The organism is Allobosea sp. GW823-FHT02B03, from assembly GCF_058797755.1.
In genome coordinates this window covers 448,341-466,951 of the sequence record NZ_JBXAJY010000003.1, presented here as the reverse complement: position 1 = coordinate 466,951, position 18,611 = coordinate 448,341, and the positions used below count along the sequence as shown (strand labels likewise).

The window sequence follows — 18,611 nt, the reverse complement described above, 5'->3', positions numbered from 1 at the left end:
CCAGAAACATGGCCATGGCAGAGACCAAGACCAGCGCCGCGCGCCCCGCCGCCCTGAAGCAAACCTCGCTGAACACGGCGACGGCGGTCGAGATGATCGGCGTCAACAAGTGGTATGGCGAGTTCCACGTGCTGCGCGACATCAACCTGAAGGTCGGTCGCGGCGAGAAGCTGGTGATCTGCGGCCCGTCCGGCTCGGGCAAGTCGACGATGATCCGCTGCATCAACCGGCTGGAAGAGCACCAGAAGGGCCAGATCATCGTCGACGGCACCGAGCTCACCAACGACCTCAAGAAGATCGACGAGATCCGCCGCGACGTCGGCATGGTCTTCCAGCACTTCAACCTGTTCCCGCATCTGACGATCCTCGAGAACCTGACGCTGGCGCCGATCTGGGTGCGCAAGATGCCCAAGAAGGACGCCGAGGAGATCGCGATGCACTATCTGCGCCGGGTCAAGATCCCGGAGCAGGCGGCCAAGTACCCGGGCCAGCTCTCGGGTGGTCAGCAGCAGCGCGTCGCGATCGCCCGCTCGCTCTGCATGAGCCCGAAGATCATGCTGTTCGACGAGCCGACCTCGGCGCTCGATCCGGAAATGGTCAAGGAGGTGCTCGACACCATGGTCTCGCTCGCCGACGAGGGCATGACCATGCTCTGCGTCACCCACGAAATGGGCTTCGCCCGCCAGGTCGCCGACCGGGTGATCTTCATGGACGCCGGCCAGATCGTCGAGATGAATGAGCCGAACGAGTTCTTCAAGAACCCGCAGCACGAGCGCACCAAGCTCTTCCTCAGCCAGATCCTGCACTGAAGTCGTCCATTTCCGACTTCAGCTCGGCTTTCGAGAACGGCGTCCGCACAAGCGGGCGCCGTTCTCCGTCATGGCGCCGGTGGCGCGCGCCGCTTGGACCTGCGTTCACGATCGGTTCAAAAATTCTTGCCCATGGTCGCGCCAAGTCCGCGGCAGCGCTATCGGCTGCCGCCGTGTTTGGAGAATGACCATGAAGCGCATCATCCCCGCCCTCGTCGCGGTTCTGCTGGCCGGCGGCGGCGCCTATGCCCAGAGCCTGAACATCGGGCCGGGCGGCATCACGGTCGACCCGCGCACCCCGCATGAGCGCGCGATGGATCGCGAGATTCGGCGCGAGGAGAGGGCGCGCGAGATCCGTCGCGAAGAGCGCGCCCGCGAGCGCGAAGCCTATGAGCGCCGGCGCGATTGGGAGCGTCGTCGCGACTGGCGCGACGGCCGCCGCGGCGGGCGCTGCCGGACCATCACCACCACCGAGGAGACCCGCCGCGGCGCGGTGCGCCGCACGACCCGCATCTGCGATTGAGCGGGTTTTCCGGACGGCATCGGGCCGGCGCTGATCGCGCCGGCCTTTTTCGTTCCCGGCTCCGTAAAAGGGGCCATGCGGAACTTTTCGGCGATTTTCCCGTTGTTTGCCCCGAAAGCGGAGGAAAACGTCATGAAACTTCTTCTCAGTACGCTCGCCGTCGGTCTGATGCTCGGCACTGCGGGCGCGAGCGCCCAGTCCGTCAACATCGGTCCCGGCGGCGTCACCGTCGATCCCCGCAGCCCGCGTGAGCGCGCGATCGACCGCGATATTCGCCGCGAGGAGCGCTGGCGCGAGCGCGATCGTTATGAGCGCCGCCGCGACTGGCGGGCCGAGCGCGGACGCGATTGCCGGACCGTGACCGAGACCCGCGAGACCCCGCGCGGCGAGGTCAGGCGCACGACACGCGTCTGCGACTGACCGCTGGAAATTCCACAGCAGGAATCGAAAGGCCCGTCCCGTGGCAACGGGGCGGGCCTTGCTCTTGTCGGTCTGCTGCGCGGTGCGGGTTACTTCGCGTCGCGCGCCTTCACGGCCGTGCCCGGAAAATCGGAGAACAGCCCGTCGATGCCGAGCGCAAGGAACGCCTTGTACTCGGCCGCCGGATCGCCCTTGAAGTCGGAGGCGAGGCGCTTGGGCTCGCTGCGGAAGGTCCAGGTGTGGACGAAAAGGCCCGCGGCGTGAGCGTCCTTGACCACATTGGTCGGCGCGATCAGCACCCGGTCCTGCTCGTCGATATTGCCGTCGCCGTTCAGGTCCTTCGGCTTGCCGTCGTCGCCGATGACCTGCTTGCCCGCCAGAATATAGGGCTTCCAGGGGCCGACACCGTCGGCATAGGTCTTGATCTCCTTCAGCCCCTCGGCGGTGACGAGGTCCTTGAAGGTGCGCTTGTCGCCGGTGACGACGAAGTCGTAGGGCTTGTCGAAGGGGGCGGCGAGCACGATGCCGCCGTCCTTGTCGACATCGTCGGCATCGACCAGCTGGACGAGGCGCAATTGCGTCTTGCCGCGCAGATATTTGAGATTGGCGGTCTCGAAGCTCTGGATGATCACCGGCGAGCTCTTCTCGGTCCAGCCGGCGGCCTTGAGCTGGTCGAGCAGGCGATCCTCGAGCGGCAGACCGATCGCGGCATGGAAGATCGGGTGCTTGGTCTCCGGATAGATCCCGATGGTGCGGCCGGTGCGGGCGCTCTCGGCCTTGGCGAGGTCGATCACCTGCTGCAGGGTCGGGATCTCGAACTTGCCGTTATGCGACTGGTCGCGATCGGCAAAGGCCTGCTTGGCCCGCAGGGTCTTGAGTTCCGCCAGGGTGAAGTCGCCGGCGAACCAGTCATTGGTGTCGACGCCGTCGACCTTCCTCACGGTCTTGCGCGCGGCGAATTCCGGCCGGGTCGAGACGTCGGTGGTGCCCGACAGCATCGGCTCGTGCCGTGCCACCAGCACCCCGTCCTTGGTCGCGACCAGGTCCGGCTCGATGAAGTCGGCGCCCTGTTCGATCGCGAGCTTGTAGGCTTCCAGCGTGTGCTCGGGCAGGGTGCCGCTGGCGCCGCGATGGGCGACGATCAGCGCCGGCTTGCCGTCGAGCGTCGGAGCCTGGGCGAGGGCGGCTGGCGCCCCCAAAGCGAGGGCGAATGTGGCCAGCAGCGAGGCCGAATACAGCAAGGGCTTCATGACGATCCGATCCTTGGTCGCAAAATCAGGCGGCAAGCGTGGTCGGTCGATATGACAGCGCTTTGAAGGCGGCGCTCTTGTTGTTGGGGCGCCGGTTTCCGGCGCCCACTCCGGCAAATTTCAGCGCCGGCCGCTTTCCAACTTGGTCTTGGCATCGACCGGCTTGGCAGGCGGCGGGGTCAGATCCTGCTGCTGGGTGGCGCAGGCGGCGAGCGAAAGGCAGAACAGGCCGGCGAGGGCAAGGCGGGTAAGCTTGGTCATTGACGGCGTCCCGAAGCTGGGTTGGCGTTGCGTAAGCTATTGTGTCGTCTTTCTGCTTGTGGAACGACGGCGTCAAGAGCCCCTAGCCCAGTTCAGAATCGGTCGAGATCGCGCACGATCCGACAGGCATAATCCCAGGAAGCCGGACATGACTCCCGCCGCCCGCATCAGCGCCGCCATCGAGGTCCTGGCCGATCTGATCCAGCGCCGCCGGCCCGCCGCCGATGCCTTGAAGGATTGGGGCCTGGCCCGCCGCTTCGCCGGCTCGAAGGATCGCGCTGCCGTCGCCTCGCTGGTCTACGACGCGCTGCGGCGCCGGGCGTCATCCGCCCATGCGCTCGGCGAGGAGACGCCGCGGGCGCTGGTGCTCGGCATGCTGGTCAGCCAGCGCGGGCTTCGGCCCGACGAGATCGCCGCGCTGTTCACCGGCCAGAACCATGCGCCCGCGCCCCTGACCGAGTTCGAGGTCGCCGGGCTCGCCACCTTCGACCTCTCGGCTGCGCCGGGCTGGGTCCGGGCCGACGTTCCCGAATGGCTATGGCCCTCCTTCGTCGAGGCCTTCGCCGAACATGCCGTCGCAGAGGGCGAGGGGCTTTCGGCGCGCGCACCCGTCGACATCCGCACCAACCGCCTGAAGACCGGGCGCGACGCGTTGCGCGCGGCGCTGTCGCATCTCCAGCCGGAAATGGGCGCCTGGTCGCCGGATGCGCTGCGCTTCCAGCCCGGCCCCGACGGGCGTGGCCCCACGCTGCAGAGCGAGCCCGCCTTCTTCGCCGGCGAGTTCGAGATCCAGGACGAGGGCTCGCAGCTCGTTGCTGCACTGGCCGGTGTGAAGCCCGGCGACACCGTGATCGATCTCTGTGCCGGCGCCGGCGGCAAGACCCTGGCGCTCGCTGCCCTGATGGGCAATGAGGGCCGCATCTTCGCGACCGATCTCGACAGCCGCCGCCTATCGCCGCTCCACGACCGGCTGACGCGCTCCGGCGCGAGCAATGTCGAGGTGCGCGTGCCGCGCAGCCGTGGCCATGACGCGCTCTCCGATCTCGCCGGCACCGCCGATCTCGTGCTGGTCGACGCCCCTTGCACGGGATCCGGCACCTGGCGGCGCAATCCCGACGCCAAATGGCGCGTGCGTCCGGGCGCGCTCGCAGAGCGGATCAGGGAACAGGCCGAGGTGCTGGACCGTGCTGCCGGTCTGGTCAGGCCGGGCGGGCGGATCGCGTACATCACCTGCTCGATCCTGCCCGAGGAGAACGATGTCGCGGTCGAGGCATTCCTGGAGCGGCATCCCGGCTTCGCCTTGGTCCCGATGCGCGATCTGCTGAGCGCTGGCGAGGTCGATTACGGCCTGCTCGTCCGTTTTGCGACGCAGAGCGGGCTGCAATTGTCGCCGGCGCGGACCGGGACGGACGGGTTCTATCTGAGCTGCCTCGCGGCGCCGGGCTGAGCTGCTCGCTCGCCCGTTGCGCGCTCGCCCGCGATGGCGTAACCGAGCGCGATGAGCGCCCAGCCCCAAAACCCCGTCCACGACTCCATCCTCATCATCGACTTCGGCAGTCAGGTGACGCAGCTGATCGCGCGTCGCGTGCGCGAGATCGGCGTCTATTGCGAGATCGCCCCGTTCCAGTCGGCTTCCGAGGCTTTTGCCCGGATGAAGCCGAAGGGCGTGATCTTCTCCGGCGGCCCCGCCTCGGTGCCGGACGCGAATTCGCCGCGTGCGCCGCAGGAGGTCTTCTCCTCCGGCCTGCCGGTCCTCGGCATCTGCTATGGCCAGCAGACCATGGCCCACCAGCTCGGCGGCAAGGTCGAGGGCGGCCACGCCGCCGAATTCGGCCGCGCCGATGTCGAGATCGTCACGCCTTCGGCGCTGTTCGCCGGCGTCTGGGAGCAGGGCGGGCGCTATCCGGTCTGGATGAGCCATGGCGACCGGGTCACGCAGCTCCCGGCCGGCTTCAGCGTGAAGGCCACCTCCGAGAACGCCCCCTATGCGGTGGCGAGCGACGAGGATCGCCGCTTCTACTCGACCATGTTCCACCCCGAGGTCGTGCACACCCCGGACGGGGCGAAGCTGCTGCGCAACTTCGTCGTCGACATCTGCGGCTGCAAGCCCGACTGGAGCATGTCGGCCTATCGCGCCGAGATGCAGAAGAAGATCCGTGATCAGGTCGGCAAGGGCCGGGTGATCTGCGGGCTCTCCGGCGGTGTCGACTCGGCCGTCGCCGCGGTGCTGATCCACGAGGCGATCGGCGACCAGCTGACCTGCGTCTTCGTCGATCACGGCCTGATGCGGATGAACGAGGCAGAAGAGGTCGTTCGCCTCTTCCGTGACCACTACAACATCCCGCTGGTTCATGTTGAAGCCGAAGAGCTTTTCCTCTCCGAACTCGCCAAGTGCGGTTCCGATCCCGAGGCCAAGCGCAAGACCATCGGCCGGCTCTTCATCGACGTCTTCGACGCCGAGGCCGCCAAGCTCGGCGGCGCCGACTTCCTCGCCCAGGGCACGCTCTATCCAGACGTGATCGAGAGCGTCTCGTTCTCCGGCGGCCCTTCGGTGACGATCAAGAGCCACCACAATGTCGGCGGCCTACCCGAGCGCATGAAGATGAAGCTCGTCGAGCCGCTGCGCGAGCTGTTCAAGGACGAGGTCCGCGTGCTCGGCCGCGAGCTCGGCCTGCCCGACGCCTTCGTCGGCCGCCACCCCTTCCCGGGGCCGGGCCTCGCCATCCGCTGCCCGGGCGAGATCACCAAGGAGAAGCTCGACATCCTGCGCAAGGCGGATGCGATCTATCTCGAGGAGATCCGCAAGGCCGGGCTCTACGACGTGATCTGGCAGGCTTTTGCTGTGCTGCTGCCGGTGCGCACCGTCGGCGTGATGGGCGACTACCGCACCTACGACCATGTCTGCGCCCTGCGCGCCGTGACCTCGGTCGACGGCATGACGGCGGATTTCTACCCCTACGACATGGCCTTCCTCGGCCGCACCGCGACCCGTATCATCAACGAGGTCAAGGGCATCAACCGGGTGGTCTACGACGTGACGAGCAAGCCGCCCGGCACGATCGAGTGGGAGTGACCCGGTCGAGCCGATAAATCTCCGGAGGGCGTCGAAGTTGTCAGCGCCCTTTTTTGGGCCGACGTGCCCGAAACGGAGATGCGCCGGGGCTCGGCGTGTCAGCGCTTTGCCTCCCGCAGCGCGTTCGCGAGCGTCCTGACTGCGCCGTCGATCTCGTTCGGCGCATAGGCGGCAAAGCCCATCAGGAAGCCCGGCTTGCCGTCCCCGGCAGCGTAGAGCGACGACAGTCCCAGCAGCGCGATCCCTGCACGTCGCGCTGCGTCGACGGCAGCGCGCTCGGACAGGCCGGGAGGCAGCAGGCAGGGCATCTGCAGCCCGCCGGCAGGCACCTGCGCCTCGGCGATCCCCGAAAGATGCTTGCCGACAAGGCCGGCTAGCAGACCAAGGCGCTCGGCATAGATGCCGCGCATGGTGCGGACATGCGCGCCGAAATGACCGCCTTCGATGAAGCGGGCAAGCGTCATCTGCGCCAGCGGCGCCGAATGTCCGTCGAGCAGCGTGCGTGCCACCGTCATCGGCGCCACCAGCTCACGCGGCAGCACGACATAACCGATCCGCAGGCCCGGAAAGAGCGATTTGGTGAAGGTGCCGATGTAGATGGTCCGCTCATGCGGATCGAGCCCCTGCACGCAGGCCGTCGGCTTGCCGGCATAGTGGAACTCGCTGTCGTAATCGTCCTCGATGATCCAGGCCTGATGGCGGGCGGCCCATTCGATCAGCGCCAGGCGGCGGTCGAGCGACAGCGTCGTGCCGGTGGGAAACTGGTGCGAGGGCGTGAGGAACACGGCCCTGGCCCGGCGCGGCTCTGAGACGATCTGCTCGACCAGCAGGCCTTGGTGATCCAGTTGGATCGGAACGCACTCCAGCCCGGCGGCATCGAACGCCTTGCGCGCGCCGTAATAGGCGGGGTCCTCGATGAAGATGCGCTCGCCGGCGTCGAGCAGCACGCTCGCGCACAGTGCCAGCGCCTGCTGCGAGCTGGTCAGGATCAGAACCCGGTCGGCCGTGGCATGAGCCCCGCGCTCGAGGTTCACATAATCGGCTATCGCCCGCCGCAGCGGCTCGACGCCCTGCGGGTCGCCATGCAGCAACGCTGTCGTGCCGGTTTCCTTCAGTACCTGCCGCTCCAGGCGCTCCCAGAGCCGGAGGGGAAAGCTGCGCGTCTCCGGTATCCCGGGCGCGAAGGGCCGCGGCGACAGGAGCTCGCGAACGCCGCCGCTGCGGAACATCGCCTCGCCGCGCCGGCTGAGATTTGGTGCCTGGCTGCGGAAGGCCGTGTCGCGCGAGGCGTGACGACGACTGGACGCCAGCTCCGTCGCTTCAGCCACGAAGCTGCCGCTGCCGACGCGCCGCTCGATGAAGCCCTCGGCATGAAGCTGCGCATAGGCGGTTTCGATCGTGTCGCGCGAGAGGCCGAGCGATTTTGCGAGGGCGCGCGAGGCGGGCAGCGGCTTCCCGCGCCTTAGGGCGCCGTCGAGGATGAGCTGGCGGATCGCACGCTGGATCCTGGCATGCAGCGGCAGCGCGGCATGGGCGGGATGGGCCAGCCCGGCTTTCACTGTCTCCAGTTGCGAATGCTTGAACAAATGGTCTGAGCCTCCTTTCGAAAGTGGCTGGGATTGTCAGACCATTGATCGGCTAGTTGTCAACGCGCCCCGCAGCGCCTGCGCCCATCTCTCGGAAGACCCGTCACGACCATGCCGTCCGGTTTCGCGCCATCCAGCCGCCTCAACGATCTCGTGCATCCCGTCGTAGCGGGGCTGATCTCGGTGATCGTCAACTATGGCGGTACCTTCATCCTGGTCTTCCAGGCCGTCAAGGTTGCGGGCCTCAGCCCGGAGCTGACCGCCTCCTGGGTCTGGTCGGTCTCGATCGGCGTCGGGCTGACGGGCCTTGTCCTGAGCTGGCGCTATCGCGAGCCGATCATCACCGCATGGTCGACGCCGGCGGCCGCCTTCCTCGTCACCGCGCTCGCGACGACGCCCTATGCCGAGGCGGTGGGGGCCTACATGGCCTCGGCCGCAGCCTTCGTCGCACTCGGCCTGTCGGGCTGGTTCGACAAGGTCATCCGCCTGATCCCGGCCGGAATTGCGTCCGGCCTGCTGGCCGGCATCCTGCTGCAATTCGGTATCGGCGCCTTCGGCGGCGCAAGCGTCGATCCGCTGCTGGTCGGGCTCTTGATCCTCGCCTATCTTGCTCTGAAGCGTTGCGCGCCGCGCTATGCCGTGGTCGGCATCCTGATACTCGGTCTCGTCTTCCTGCTGGCGCAGGGCCGCGTCGACCTGTCCGGCCTGCGGCTTCAGCTCGCGGCGCCGGTCTTCACCATGCCGGAATTCTCGCTGAACGCGCTGCTCAGCGTCGCGCTGCCGCTGTTCCTGATCACTCTGACCGGCCAGTACATGCCGGGAATGCTGGTGTTGCGGAACGATGGCTTCAAGACCAGCGCCGACCCGATCGTCACCGTGACCGGCCTCGGCTCGCTGCTGATGGCGCCCTTCGGCTCCCACGCTTTCAACCTCGCCGCGATCACCGCGGCGATCGCCACCGGCAAGGAGGCGCATGAGGATCCCGCGAGGCGCTGGATCGCCGGCATCGCCGCAGGCTGCCTCTACGCGCTCGTCGGGGTGTTCGGCGTCACGCTGGCGGCGGTGTTCATGGCATTCCCCGCGACCTTCATCACGACGCTCGCGGGCCTTGCCCTGCTCGGCACGATCGGCGGCAGCCTCGCGGGTGCTCTGGCCGATCCGGCTTCCCGCGAAGCGGCGCTGATCACCTTCCTCGCGTCCGCCGCCAACATCCAGCTGCTCGGCATCGGCGGCGCGTTCTGGGGCCTGCTGATCGGCCTCGTCGCCTACGCCGTCCTGAACGGTCGCCTGCCGCGCCGCGCGCGCAGCGTTGTGGTCGCAAGCGGTGGCGCCGCAAAGTGACGGCTGTGACCCTGGCCACCGGGCCGCTCTGCGGAGATGCCGGACGGTCTTAGCGCGGCCGCCGCACGGCCCTGAGCAGGCCGATCTTGCCGCCGCCGCAGTAGAAGCGGTCGCCGCCATCGGCCTCGAGACCCGAGACGCCGGTGCCGGCCGGCATGTCGAGCCGTTCCAGCACCGCCCCGGTTTGCGGATCGACGCGCCGGAGCTCGCTCTCGTCGTTTTCCCAGGTGCCGTGCCAGAGTTCTCCATGGCTCCAGGTGACGCCGGTGACGAAGCGGTTCGACTCGATGGTGCGCAGGATGGCGCCGGTTTCCGGGTCGATCTGGTGGATCTTGCGGTCGCGATGCTGGCCGACCCAGAGCGTGCCTTCCGCCCAGGCCAGCCCGGAATTGCCGCTGCCCGGTGCCGGGATCGTATTCAGAACCCTGCCTGTCTGCGGGTCGATCTTCTGGATGCGGTCCTCGGCGATCTGGAACAGGTTCTGGCCGTCGAAGGCGGTGCCGGCATCGGCGGCGACATCGAGCGAGCGTTCCGTCTTGCCGCTCTCGGGATCGAGCGCGTTCAGCCTGCCGTCGGTTGCGAACCAGACATGCCGGCCGTCATAGGAAACGCCGTGAACGCCGTCGACGCCGGGGAAGGGGCCGTATTCGCGGATGATCTCGGCTGCTGATCGTTTCATGGCGCGGCTCCGGAACGGGGCGGGGGCTTGCGGATCTGGTTGTCGCAGTCCCTTCTAGCTGCCCGGCGGCGGGGCCGGGAGTAACAAGACTGTCGGGAAGCCGGGCACTGGCGGCGTCACCCAGCGGCGCGCCGGCCCGCGGCCGAAGGACTGGACCCGGCCCGCCGCGGCGAGGGCGTCGAGGGCGCGCTGCACGCTGCGCGAGCTCGTCCCGAGCGCGAGCGCGAGCCCCGAGCTTGACCACGCCTCGCCATCCGCGAGCAGGGCGAGCAGTGTCGCATGCCGTTCCTCGACCGGCGGAGCCAGAACCACGATGCCGGAGACGTGGTGCGGCAGGAGGGCGAAACCGTCGGCGGTGGCGCTGATCTCGGCGAGCCCCCGAAGCGCTGCGCGCAACCGCCCGATCTCGACCCGCAGCCGGGCGCGATGCGATTCATCGGCCTCTTTCGCCCGGAAGGCCCGCGCGACCAGTGCGTTGCGGGAGACGTCGCCGGGCCAGGCTTCCGCAAGGGCGCGCGCGAGCGCGAACAACACCGGCCGGGTGGCGAGCGCGACGATCGCATCGGCGGTCCGCACGCTGTTCCGGCAGGCGTCGATGATCAGCGCGCCCGTTGCGGGAAGTCTCTCGACCTCTTCCAGCAGGAGCAGCCTGGCCCCGCCGCGCGCGATCAGGCGCGCAGCCGGGGCGCGTAGCAGAGCCGTCGCGCTTTCGACCTCGGCGACCAGCGCCGCGATGCCGGAGTGACGCGCGGCGCGCGCGGCCTGCGCCAGGGCCGTGCGGGCGACCTGCGTCCGCAGCCGCCTGATCGCGATGCCGGCGATGACGAGTTCGTGCGCCGCCCGCAGGGCCGGCGGGAAGGGGGCGGGGTCGATTTCGGCGAGCGTTTGCTCCGCCTCTTCGAGCTGTCCGATCAGCACGAGGCGTCGGACCGAAAGGTGCCGGGCATGGGCGGCGTTCAGCCGGTCGCCGCGCCGCTCCAGCACCGCCCGCGCCGCTTCGAGGCTCTTGGCAGGCCAGCCGAGATCGCGTGAGACCAGGGCGATCTCGGCCTGTGCGACGATGCATCGCGCGCGGGCCACCGCTTCCCTCGGGCCGAAGCCGCGCGCCGCCTTCTGCAGCAAGGCTTTGGCGCGGGCAAAGTCTCCGAGCCGGGCCATGGCGATGCCGCGCAGCGCCAGTGCCGGCGGGTCTTCGCGCAGCGCGACGCGGTTCAGCACTCCGAGCAGATCGCCCGCCGCCAGCGCACGCGCCGCGGCCGTGATCATCGAGTCCATTCAGATCCCGCCAAACTTGTCACTCCCACCGTCTCACGGCCGGCGACTACCAACAAGGCGACGCCGCACCGACACGAAAACCCGCGGCGATGGCCAGGCGACGACAGGAGACGAGATCGATGACGATGCATCAGACCGGTTCACGCGACGAATGGCTCTCAGCGCGCATCGCGCTGCTCGAGAAGGAAAAGGAGCTGACGCGGCTCAGCGACGAACTCGCCCGGCAGCGCCAGCAACTGCCCTGGGTCCGTATCGACAAGGTGTTCCGCTTCGAGACCGAGGAGGGCCCGGCCTCGCTGGCCGATCTGTTCCGCGGGCGCTCGCAGCTCCTTGTCTACCACTTCATGTTCGGGCCCGATTACAAGGCGGGCTGCCCGTCCTGCTCGGCGATCGCCGACGGCTTCAACGGCATCACGGTGCATCTCGCCAACCACGACGTGACGCTGATGGCGGTGTCGCGGGCGCCACTGGCCAGGCTCCTTGCCTACAGGGAGCGCATGGGCTGGGGCTTCCCCTGGGCCTCGTGCTCGGACGGCGCCTTCAATTTCGACTTCAACGTCTCTTTCACCGAGCAGCAGCAGCGCGACGGTGCGATCGAGTACAATTTCCAGCGCGAGCCGGCCTTCGTATGGCGTTCGCGTCTGGAGGGCGACAGCGCCTCGGTCACTGAGCGCTTCGCCGCCACGACTGGCACCGATGTGGCGAGCTATACTCGCGAGCGGCCGGGAGTGAGCGCCTTCGTCATCGAGGATGGCGTCGTCTATCACACCTATTCGACCTATGCGCGCGGCGTCGACGGCATCTGGAGCATGTATCCCTGGCTCGACCGGGCTCCCAAGGGCCGCAACGAGGCGAACGGTCCGTGGTGGCGTCGCCATGACGAATACGGCCGGAGCTGAGACGGCCATGGTGAGCCGTCGCGATCTCGCCGGTGTCGCATCTCTCCGCGCGGCGGACTGGCTGGCCTTGGCCGCTGCGCCGACCTTCGCCGCCATGGGCCTGCTCACCCTGGTCTTCGAGAACGACGCGCCGACGCTGCTTTGCGCGGCCATGCCGGGCGGCGCGCCGATGAACGGTATGGCTGCGATGTACCTGCTGATGAGCGTCTTCCATCTGGCGCCCTGGCTCAGGCTGGCCGCCGGTCTGAGTTCAAGCACCTCGGCCTGATGCCGGCAGCAAGGCGGGCGCGCTCGCCTTGCTGAAAATTCGCCAGCGGGGCGCTAGGTTCTTGCGTTTTTGTTCTCTATATGTTCTTGTCCATCGTGGGGGCGCATCCGAGGAGAGGCGCATGTTCATGGTCGAACCGGGCGGGTATCCCCGCCACCAGCCTAACAATAACTATTTCTTCGCGATCGTGCCGACCGCCGAGGCGGGCAGGGCGATCGACCGCATCGCCGACGGTTTCCGGCGATTGCACGATCTCCGCGGCTCGATCATCGGTCCCGGCCGCTACCATATCTCGCTCTGCGGTGTCGGAGGGCCCGGTCCGGCGCCGGACGAGGTGCTGTCCAAGCTGCAGGCCATCGGCGACCAGGTTCGTTGCCGGCCATTCGATGTCGGTTTCGACCATGCGGTGAGTTTCAGCCAGGGCGCGCGCAAACGGCCTCTCGTCCTCGCCAACAGCGAGGGCTTGCCGGCGCTGGGCTGGCTTCAGGCCGGACTCCGACGCGCGATGGCAGCCTGTGAACTCCAGGCGAAGAGCCAGTTCAATCCGCATCTGACCATGCTCTATGACGAGCAGATCGTGCTGGAGACCGGAATCCGGCCGCTGCGCTGGACGGTTCTCGACTTCGTACTGATCCAGAGCGTGCATGGCGAAAACCGGCATCGCCATCTGGCGCGCTGGCCGCTGGGCGGCGGGTAAGCGTGCCCGCGTTCTTCAGGCGCTCTCCGCTGCCTCCGGCGCCGTTCGCGGAACGGAGCGCAGCACTTCCGCCCGGATGCCGCCTTGGGCGAGGCGCTCGCGGCCGCCCATGCCCTCGATCTCGAAGACGAAGAGCGCCGTGTCGCAACGGCCGCCGAGCCGGCGGATCAGCCGCGCAGTCGCCAGCGCCGTGCCGCCGGAGATCAGGCAGTCGTCGACGATCGCGACATGGCGGCCCGCCAGCCCGGCGCCTTTCGAGATCACGACACCTTCGCCGAGTTCGTAGTTCGCGATGATGCTGCGCATCACTTCGTTGCGCAGCGAATCGACCTTGCGGATGTCGATGAAGCCGAGGCCGTTGCGATAGGCCAGCGCTCCGGCGAGGCCGAGCCCGCCGATATCGATCCCGGCGAGCACTTCGACATCGGCCGGTATCCACGACGCGAGCGCATCGACGATGGGGCGCGTCCGGGCCGCTTCGCTGGTTGCGATGGAGAGGTCGGGGAAATCCACCCCGGCAGCCGGATGGTTCTTCCAGGAGCGGAACGGAATATCGAGCTCGTCGTCGCGCTTCGCGGCCTGTTGCAGCTGATCGATCATGACGCGTCCATGCGATTCTCCGCTCGCCCGATACATGCCATCGTTGCCGATCGGATGACGGAACGCGAGAGACGGCTGCTTGTCCGCGCTATTCAACCAGCCCCGCGCGCCTGGCATGCCGATGCCCTGTGGCGCGCCCGCTTGATCTCATAAGGCCGCCATGCCACCCCCGCGCCGACAGCAATCAAGGACAGGCGCGATGATGGTTACGCTCTACGGCATCAAGAACTGCGACACGATGAAGAAGGCCTGGAGCTGGCTCGACGCGAACAAGGTGCCCTACGCCTTCCACGATTACCGTGTCTCCGGCATCGACAAGACGAGCCTCGAGGCCTGGTGCCGCGAGTTCGGCTGGGAAAAGGTGCTCAACAAGGCCAGCACCACCTTTCGGGCCCTGCCCGAGGCGGAGAAGCAGGGGCTCGATGCCGGGAAGGCCGTCGCCCTGATGCTTGCACAGCCGACCATGATCAAGCGTCCGGTGCTCGATCTCGGCGAACGTCGCCTGCTCGGCTTCAAGCCGGACGCCTACGCGGCGGCTTTCGCCACCAAGGCCTGAGGCGGCAAGCCGTTCGGCGGCGCCGGAACGTCCGGTCGGCGTCGGCTGCACTTCCTTCGCCGGCCCGGCTGGGCTAGGCCGGCGAAATGACAACCGATTTCAGCTTCCATCTGCTCGGCCGCGATGGTGCGGCGCGCACCGGCGAGGTCCGGATGCCGCGCGGCGTGATCCGCACCCCCGCCTTCATGCCGGTCGGCACGGCCGCGACCGTCAAGGGCATGTATCCGGAGCAGGTCAAGGCGCTCGGCGCCGACGTCGTGCTCGGCAACACCTACCATCTGATGCTGCGCCCGGGTGCGGAGCGCGTCGCCAAGCTCGGCGGGCTGCACAAGTTCATGACCTGGCCGCATCCGATCCTGACCGATTCCGGCGGGTTCCAGGTGATGTCGCTCGCCAATCTGCGCAAGCTGACCGAGGAGGGCGTGACCTTCCGGTCCCATATCGACGGCTCCAAGCACGTGCTGACGCCGGAGCGCTCGGTCGAGATCCAGAACCTGCTCGGTTCCGACATCGTGATGCAGCTCGACGAATGCGTCGCCCTGCCTTGCGAGCACAAGGTCGCCGAGAAGGCGATGCGGCTTTCGCTGCGCTGGGCCGAGCGCTGCAAGGCGGCCTTCGGGACGCAGCCGGGCAGGGCCCTGTTCGGGATCGTCCAGGGCGGCGACGTGCCCGCTCTGCGCGTCGAGAGCGCCCGCGAGCTCGCGGCCATGGACCTCAAGGGCTACGCCATCGGCGGGCTCGCGGTCGGCGAGCCGCAGGAGGTGATGCTGGCGATGATCGAGACGGTCGAGCCGCACATGCCGCAGGAGAAGCCGCGCTATCTGATGGGCGTCGGCACGCCGGACGACATCGTCGAGGCGGTTCGCCGCGGCGTCGACATGTTCGATTGCGTGATGCCGACCCGGGCCGGGCGCCATGGCCAGATCTTCACCCGCTTCGGCCGGATGAACCTGAAGAACGCCAAGCATGCCGAGGATACGAGGCCGATCGATCCGCAATCGAGCTGCCCGGCGGCGAACACCTATTCGCGCGCCTATCTCCATCACCTCGTCAAGGCCGAAGAAATGCTCGGCAAGATGCTGCTGACCTGGATCAACCTCGCCTACTATCAGGATCTGATGGCGGGGCTGCGAGCCGCGATCGCGGCTGGGCGTCTCGACGATTTCATCGCCGAGACCAAGCAGGGCTGGGAGCGGGGCGAGCCGGCGTGATCGAGCCCTGGCTCGGCCTGCTGCTCATGAAGATGGCGGTCGCGGCCGCCATCGTCGTCAGCTGTTCGCTGCTCGCCGAGCGGTCGGGGCCGCTGCTCGCGGCGATGATCGCGACGCTGCCGATCTCGGCCGGGCCGGTCTATGTCTTCCTGGCGCTCGATCACGATGCGGCGTTTATCGCCGGCAGCGTGCTCGGCAGCATGAATTCCAATCTCGCCAATGCCGGGCTGTCGCTGGTTTACGTCCTGCTGGCGCAGCGCTTCGGCACGGTCATCTGCCTCGCGGCGGCCTTGCTGACCTGGCTGCTGATCGTCAGCGCCCTGCAGAGGCTGGCATGGCCGTTCGTCGTCGCATTGGCGGTGACGCCGATCGTCTTCCTGACCTTGCACCGTATCGTTCACCCGTACCTCGCGGCGCGTCCGGCGATCACGCCGCGGCGGCCATGGTATGCGATCCCCTTGCGCGCCGCTGCGGTCGCGATGCTGGCGGGAACGGTCACCACCATCAGCGCCCGCGTCGGTCCGGCCTGGTCAGGCGTTCTGGCGACCTTTCCGATCGTTCTGTCGAGCCTGATCGCGATCCTGCAGCCGCGCATCGGCGGGCCGGCCAGCGCCGCGGTGATCGCCAACGGCGTGCTCGGCCTGCTCGGCTTCGGCTTCGCGCTCGCGCTGGTCCATGTCACGGCCGTGCCGCTCGGTTCCTGGGCGGCGCTCGGCCTCGGCCTGCTGGTCTGTATCCTCTGGAATCTCGGCCTGATGGCGCTGGCGCGCATTTCGGTCGGCAGGAAGCGGCCGAACGAATAGAGCTCGCGCGGGCTCCGGGCGAATGCCCTAGCGCGCCGGGCGCCGCCATGAGGCGATGAACAACCCGCCGATGATCATGGCGATGCCGCCGATCTGCAGGCCGCTCGGGATCTCGCCGAGCATGGGAATGGCGAGCAGCGTGCCGACGACGGGGATCATCGGCGGGAAGCGCCCGGCGACCGAGGGACCGAGCACCGGCGTCGACCAGCTCCAGATCCACAGCCCAACGATGACGTTGAGCACGCCCTGATTGATCGCGTGCGCCAGCAGAACCCACCAGGGTGCAACGTCGAAGCCGCGGAAATAGAAGGCGAAGTAGATCGGCAGATAGGCCATCGACAGCACGGACACGACCGCGGTCGCCTTGAGCGCATCGACACGCCAGAGCTGGATCAGCAGGGGATAGCCGCCCCAGATCAGTCCGACGCCGAGGAAACAAAGATCGCCGAAGACGATGCCCGGATTGGCATAGGCTGTGCCGGCGATGCCGAGGCAGGCGAGGCCGATGAGCACGGCCGCGACGCCGAGCACGAGCTGCCGGGTCAATACCGCGCCGAACAGGACGACGCTGCCGACGATCCCGATCACCGTGACGGTGCCGGGGCCGATCACCGCGCCATGCGCCGCGGGGGCGTAGGTCAGCCCGGTCATAAGCAGGAAGCTCATCGGGAAGCCGCTCATCACGGCCAGGACGAGGCCTCGGCCCCAGCCGAGCCCTGCGCAATCGCGCAGTCCCCCGGCCATCATGAAGCTGGGCAGCAACAGGAAGCCGGCGGTCACGAAGCGCAGCGCCAGCATGTCGTGCGAGGAGAGGCCGTTCAGCACCGCATGGCGGCTGACGACGAAATTGGCCCCGAAGATCAGCATGGCGAAGGCCATGCCGACAAAGGCGAGCTTGCGACGCCGGCGCAAACGCTCGTCCGAAAGGGGCACGGTCTGATGCATGCTCCGGCTTAGCGCCGGAGCATGGACTTCGTTAGTGGGTTTGCCGCATGGGCCGTGCGCGCCGCTAGCGCTGCAGCGCACAAGAAAGCGTCAGGCGAGCGCCTTCAGGGCGGAACGACCGGCATAGATCGCCTGGTCGCCGAGCTCCTCCTCGATGCGCAGGAGCTGGTTGTACTTCGCGGTCCGGTCGGAACGGGCGAGCGAGCCGGTCTTGATCTGCCCGCAATTCGTCGCGACCGAGAGGTCGGCGATGGTCGAATCCTCGGTCTCGCCCGAGCGATGCGACATCACGGCGGTGTAGCCGGCGCGCTGGGCCATCTCGACGGCGGCAAGGGTCTCCGTCAGCGTGCCGATCTGGTTGACCTTGACCAGGATCGAGTTGGCGGTCTTCGTCTTGATGCCCTGCGACAGGCGGGTGACGTTGGTGACGAAGAGGTCGTCGCCGACGAGCTGGCACTTGGAGCCGACGAGGTCGGTCAGCGCCTTCCAGCCCTCCCAATCATCCTCGGCCATGCCGTCCTCGATCGAGACGATCGGATAGCTGCCGACGAGCTTGGCGAGGTACTTGGCCTGCGCCTTCGGATCGCGGGTTTTGCGTTCACCCGCATAGACATAGGCGCCGTCCTTGAAGAACTCGGTCGCGGCGCAGTCGAGCGCCAGCGCGATGTCCTCGCCGGGCTTGTAGCCGGCCTTCTCGACCGCCTGCATGACGAAATCGAGCGCCGCTTCCGCCGACTTGATGTTCGGAGCGAAGCCGCCCTCGTCGCCGACATTGGTGTTGTGGCCGGCGTCGTGCAGCGCCTTCTTCAGCGTGTGGAAGATCTCCGCGCCCATGCGCAGGCCTTCGGCGAAGGAGGCGGCGCCGATCGGCATCACCATGAATTCCTGGAAGTCGATCGGGTTGTCGGCATGGGCGCCGCCATTGACGATGTTCATCATCGGCACCGGCAGGACGCGGGCCTGGGTGCCGCCGACATAGCGGTAGAGCGGCAGGCCGGAGGCGTCGGCGGCGGCCTTGGCGACGGCGAGCGAGACGCCGAGGATCGCATTGGCGCCGAGCTTGCTCTTGTTGGGCGTGCCGTCGAGATCGATCATCGCCTCGTCGATGGCGACCTGGTCCTCGGCGTCCATGGCGACGAGGGCTTCGGCGATGGTGATGTTGACGGCCTCGACTGCCTTCTGCACGCCCTTGCCGAGATAGCGGCTCTTGTCGCCGTCGCGCAGCTCGACCGCCTCATGCGCGCCGGTCGAGGCGCCCGACGGGACGGCGGCGCGGCCCATCGAGCCGTCCTCGAGGATGACGTCGACCTCGACCGTCGGGTTGCCGCGGGAATCGAGGATCTGGCGGCCGATGATGTCGATGATCGCGGTCATGGCTGGCTCCGGAGAAGAGGCGGGAACGGATGGATGCCGCG

20 protein-coding genes are annotated in these 18,611 nt (G+C 67.8%); 12 read left to right on the top strand and 8 right to left on the bottom strand.

Going from position 1 to position 18,611, the window contains the following annotated elements; translation table 11 throughout:
- The first annotated feature begins 14 nt into the window (after positions 1-14).
- The 3 genes from AC1REK_RS11845 (at position 15) to AC1REK_RS11835 (ending at position 1,752) form a co-directional block, all read left to right on the top strand.
- Positions 15-809, top strand: a complete 795-nt coding sequence (locus tag AC1REK_RS11845; protein ID WP_390893257.1) for an amino acid ABC transporter ATP-binding protein — start codon at positions 15-17, stop codon at positions 807-809.
- A gap of 190 nt (positions 810-999) precedes the next feature.
- A complete protein-coding gene (locus AC1REK_RS11840; RefSeq protein ID WP_492267892.1) occupies positions 1,000-1,332 on the top strand; it encodes a hypothetical protein in 333 nt (110 codons plus the stop codon).
- Between the two features lie 132 nt (positions 1,333-1,464).
- Positions 1,465-1,752: a hypothetical protein gene (locus AC1REK_RS11835; RefSeq protein WP_492267893.1), complete on the top strand. Its 288-nt coding sequence runs from the start codon at positions 1,465-1,467 to the stop codon at positions 1,750-1,752.
- Between the two features lie 89 nt (positions 1,753-1,841).
- Here the strand turns inward: AC1REK_RS11835 and AC1REK_RS11830 are convergent, their stop codons facing one another.
- Positions 1,842-3,002, bottom strand: a complete 1,161-nt coding sequence (locus tag AC1REK_RS11830) for a glycerophosphodiester phosphodiesterase (RefSeq protein WP_492267894.1) — start codon at positions 3,000-3,002, stop codon at positions 1,842-1,844.
- A gap of 120 nt (positions 3,003-3,122) precedes the next feature.
- Entirely contained in the window at positions 3,123-3,263 is a 141-nt protein-coding gene (locus AC1REK_RS11825; protein ID WP_316017254.1) for a hypothetical protein, read from the bottom strand.
- Between the two features lie 148 nt (positions 3,264-3,411).
- On the opposite strand from AC1REK_RS11825, the gene AC1REK_RS11820 reads away from it, so the two are divergent.
- Both AC1REK_RS11820 and guaA read left to right on the top strand, forming a co-directional pair.
- Positions 3,412-4,710 carry an RsmB/NOP family class I SAM-dependent RNA methyltransferase gene (locus AC1REK_RS11820; RefSeq protein WP_492267895.1) on the top strand — a complete coding sequence of 433 codons (1,299 nt, stop codon included), beginning with the start codon at positions 3,412-3,414 and terminating at the stop codon, positions 4,708-4,710.
- A 51-nt stretch (positions 4,711-4,761) separates the two neighbouring features.
- Entirely contained in the window at positions 4,762-6,336 is a 1,575-nt protein-coding gene (guaA, locus tag AC1REK_RS11815) for a glutamine-hydrolyzing GMP synthase (RefSeq protein ID WP_492267896.1), read from the top strand.
- Positions 6,337-6,434: 98 nt separating this feature from the next.
- On the opposite strand, the gene pdxR is transcribed toward guaA, so the two are convergent.
- Complete coding sequence (pdxR, locus tag AC1REK_RS11810; RefSeq protein WP_492267897.1) at positions 6,435-7,922, bottom strand: MocR-like pyridoxine biosynthesis transcription factor PdxR; 1,488 nt, start codon at positions 7,920-7,922, stop codon at positions 6,435-6,437.
- A 111-nt stretch (positions 7,923-8,033) separates the two neighbouring features.
- Here pdxR and AC1REK_RS11805 point away from each other — a divergent pair, with 111 nt between their 5' ends.
- Positions 8,034-9,263, top strand: a complete 1,230-nt coding sequence (locus AC1REK_RS11805; protein ID WP_492267898.1) for a benzoate/H(+) symporter BenE family transporter — start codon at positions 8,034-8,036, stop codon at positions 9,261-9,263.
- 49 nt (positions 9,264-9,312) lie between these two features.
- Here the strand turns inward: AC1REK_RS11805 and AC1REK_RS11800 are convergent, their stop codons facing one another.
- Together AC1REK_RS11800 and AC1REK_RS11795 are read right to left on the bottom strand one after the other, a co-directional pair.
- Positions 9,313-9,942, bottom strand: coding sequence for a Vgb family protein (locus AC1REK_RS11800; RefSeq protein ID WP_492267899.1), 630 nt, complete (start codon positions 9,940-9,942; stop codon positions 9,313-9,315).
- A 54-nt stretch (positions 9,943-9,996) separates the two neighbouring features.
- Positions 9,997-11,217, bottom strand: a complete 1,221-nt coding sequence (locus AC1REK_RS11795; RefSeq protein WP_492267900.1) for a helix-turn-helix domain-containing protein — start codon at positions 11,215-11,217, stop codon at positions 9,997-9,999.
- 119 nt (positions 11,218-11,336) lie between these two features.
- On the opposite strand from AC1REK_RS11795, the gene AC1REK_RS11790 reads away from it, so the two are divergent.
- The 3 genes from AC1REK_RS11790 (at position 11,337) to AC1REK_RS11780 (ending at position 13,081) form a co-directional block, all read left to right on the top strand.
- A complete protein-coding gene (locus tag AC1REK_RS11790) occupies positions 11,337-12,116 on the top strand; it encodes a DUF899 domain-containing protein (protein WP_492267901.1) in 780 nt (259 codons plus the stop codon).
- Positions 12,117-12,123: 7 nt separating this feature from the next.
- Positions 12,124-12,384 carry a hypothetical protein gene (locus tag AC1REK_RS11785; protein ID WP_492267902.1) on the top strand — a complete coding sequence of 87 codons (261 nt, stop codon included), beginning with the start codon at positions 12,124-12,126 and terminating at the stop codon, positions 12,382-12,384.
- A gap of 121 nt (positions 12,385-12,505) precedes the next feature.
- On the top strand, positions 12,506-13,081 hold the full coding sequence (locus AC1REK_RS11780; protein ID WP_492267903.1) for a 2'-5' RNA ligase family protein: 576 nt from the start codon (positions 12,506-12,508) through the stop codon (positions 13,079-13,081).
- Between the two features lie 15 nt (positions 13,082-13,096).
- Here the strand turns inward: AC1REK_RS11780 and AC1REK_RS11775 are convergent, their stop codons facing one another.
- Positions 13,097-13,681, bottom strand: a complete 585-nt coding sequence (locus tag AC1REK_RS11775) for a phosphoribosyltransferase family protein (protein ID WP_492267904.1) — start codon at positions 13,679-13,681, stop codon at positions 13,097-13,099.
- A 199-nt stretch (positions 13,682-13,880) separates the two neighbouring features.
- On the opposite strand from AC1REK_RS11775, the gene AC1REK_RS11770 reads away from it, so the two are divergent.
- The 3 genes from AC1REK_RS11770 (at position 13,881) to AC1REK_RS11760 (ending at position 16,251) form a co-directional block, all read left to right on the top strand.
- Entirely contained in the window at positions 13,881-14,237 is a 357-nt protein-coding gene (locus tag AC1REK_RS11770) for an ArsC family reductase (protein ID WP_492267905.1), read from the top strand.
- A gap of 86 nt (positions 14,238-14,323) precedes the next feature.
- Positions 14,324-15,448: a tRNA guanosine(34) transglycosylase Tgt gene (gene tgt / locus AC1REK_RS11765; protein WP_492267906.1), complete on the top strand. Its 1,125-nt coding sequence runs from the start codon at positions 14,324-14,326 to the stop codon at positions 15,446-15,448.
- Entirely contained in the window at positions 15,445-16,251 is an 807-nt protein-coding gene (locus tag AC1REK_RS11760; protein ID WP_492267907.1) for a hypothetical protein, read from the top strand. Before tgt ends, AC1REK_RS11760 begins: the two co-directional genes overlap by 4 nt.
- 27 nt (positions 16,252-16,278) lie before the next feature.
- On the opposite strand, the gene AC1REK_RS11755 is transcribed toward AC1REK_RS11760, so the two are convergent.
- Positions 16,279-17,196, bottom strand: coding sequence for a DMT family transporter (locus AC1REK_RS11755; protein ID WP_492267908.1), 918 nt, complete (start codon positions 17,194-17,196; stop codon positions 16,279-16,281).
- 90 nt (positions 17,197-17,286) lie between these two features.
- Positions 17,287-18,570: a phosphopyruvate hydratase gene (eno, locus tag AC1REK_RS11750; RefSeq protein WP_316017239.1), complete on the bottom strand. Its 1,284-nt coding sequence runs from the start codon at positions 18,568-18,570 to the stop codon at positions 17,287-17,289.
- Positions 18,571-18,611: the final 41 nt, after the last annotated feature.